This window comes from Microcystis sp. M53603_WE2 (genome assembly GCF_030065435.1).
Genome location: NZ_JASJFF010000753.1, coordinates 1 through 2,028 on the forward strand (window position 1 = coordinate 1; position 2,028 = coordinate 2,028).

General features: G+C 41.2%; 2 pseudogenes. One reads left to right on the forward strand and one right to left on the reverse strand.

Features of this window, described 5'->3' with window-relative positions:
- Positions 1-335: 335 nt before the first annotated feature.
- Positions 336-1,671, forward strand: a pseudogene (locus PX481_RS16240) (ISAs1 family transposase).
- A gap of 19 nt (positions 1,672-1,690) precedes the next feature.
- On the opposite strand, the pseudogene PX481_RS16245 reads toward PX481_RS16240, so the two are convergent.
- A pseudogene (locus PX481_RS16245) lies at positions 1,691-2,028 on the reverse strand (transposase family protein); the annotation flags it as partial.

A 2,028-nucleotide genomic window follows, 5' to 3' on the forward strand; every position in this document is an offset into this window, starting at 1 on the left:
CTTAATTGATTAGTTCGCTCTAGAGCAAAAACAATTGACAAAAATCGCTAAATGCCTTTCTATATAAGGGTTCCATCCCTTATAACCCCCGTCCATTGCATAACACAAACCGAAGAGCCTAAAATTCTAACAAAATTTTTAGTTTTTTTATAAACAACTTTCTTTTTCTCCTTCAAGAGTTCCAGGGTAAGCTCATCTAATTTGGTATAAATTGTACTTGAAAAATATCTCGAAGTATCCTGCCTGTCTCTCCCCTCAAATTTCATTTATAAGTAGTTAAACAAAATCAGTCTTAATCTGAGCATGATCAATTAATATTAATTAGGAGAGAAGTCATGGCAACAGGTTTTGCCCCCGTATTGGAACCAGAAAAGAAAGCTCAACAGCCAACGACCGGGCCGTTAACACCAATCAATGAAATTCAAGCCAGGTTATTGAATTATGTTCAAGATATTCCTGACCCGAGAGTTTCTCGAACTCAAAAACATTTGCTGACCGATATTTTAGTGATTGCGATTTTAGCCGTGGTCGCAACGCGCTCGCTACGCGAGATCGCCGGGGCGCAAGGTTGGGAAGACATGGAAAATTATGGCATCAGTAAGCAGGCTTGGTTATCGGAATTTTGGGAATTACCCAATGGCATCCCTTCTGATGATACTTTTCGTCGGGTTTTTGAACGGATTAAGCCGGAAGCTCTCGAACAAGTTTTGTCTCAATGGCTACAACATTTGATGGGTTCTCTCGCGGGAGAAATTGTCCCCATAGACGGGAAAAATCTCAAAGGTTCCTACGATCGTAATCAAGGGATAAAAGCCTTACATTTAGTCACCGCCTGGGCAAGTGAGCAACGATTGGTTTTAGGACAAGTCAAGGTGGAAGATAAGTCTAATGAGATTACGGCGATTCCTGCCCTACTAGAATTATTAGATATCTCGGGTGCGATTATCACCATTGACGCGATGGGAACTCAAACTGAGATTGTTCGACAAATTCGCCAAAAAAAAGCTGATTATGTGTTAGCACTTAAAGCTAATCATCCCACTCTTCACTCTCAGGTTAAGAATTGGTTCGATCAGGCTCAAGCTCATAACTTTGAAGGGATTATAGCGTTTCTGATTCACAAGAGGTACATTCCCGATCCTGAACAGCTTAATCAGCAAAGGTTTAAGTGTGCCGCACAGATGCGAGAACCGCTATAAATTTAGTTATGACTATCGCCTAGAAAAAGGTCATCATCGTCTAGAAAAGCGTTGGTGTTGGGCTGTACCTTTAGAAGCTTTTGGCGGTCTTTACCAACAACAGCAATGGTTAGGACTTAAAAGTATTGTTATGGTTAAACGGATTCGCCATCTCTGGAATAAAACTACTCACGAAGTCCAATTTTATCTCAGTTCTCTCCAGGCTGATGCTCAAATCATCGGTAAGGCTATTCGTAAACACTGGGGCATTGAAAATCAAGTCCACTGGACTTTAGATGTTACTTTTAATGAAGATAAGTGTCGGATTCGGTCTTGGCATAGCCCTCGGAATTTTGGTCTCCTCAGACGGCTAGCACTTAACGCCCTTAACCAGGAATCCACTTACCGACGTAGTCTGCGACAAAAAAGTAAGCGCGCGGCGATGGACAATGACTATATGGTGGCTGTGCTGAGTTCCTTTTGTCAAGCGTGATTGAGATGCTCTTACCCTGAATTCCTAGTCTTTTTAATTTCGATAAATCTGGCTCTGTAATTTCTTCGGCGATGTCCTCTACTATTCTTTGAATCTCTTCTTCCGTTACGTTATTTCTTCGGCTAACATTTAAAATATCTGCTGCTTTTAATTGTTCGAGTATATTCTCGGCTAGTCTTTTCGTGTAGGTTCGTTTCTTGGCGACAAAATCTAACTCTTCGCTAAAGGGTTTCTGACAATTACCGCACTTAAATTGACGACGATTAACTTGTAGGTACACTGGTTGTCCTGAGATTGGTAAATCCTTGACTAAATGTCGATGATTTTGGTGGAGTTTATCGCTCTCTAACCCACAAC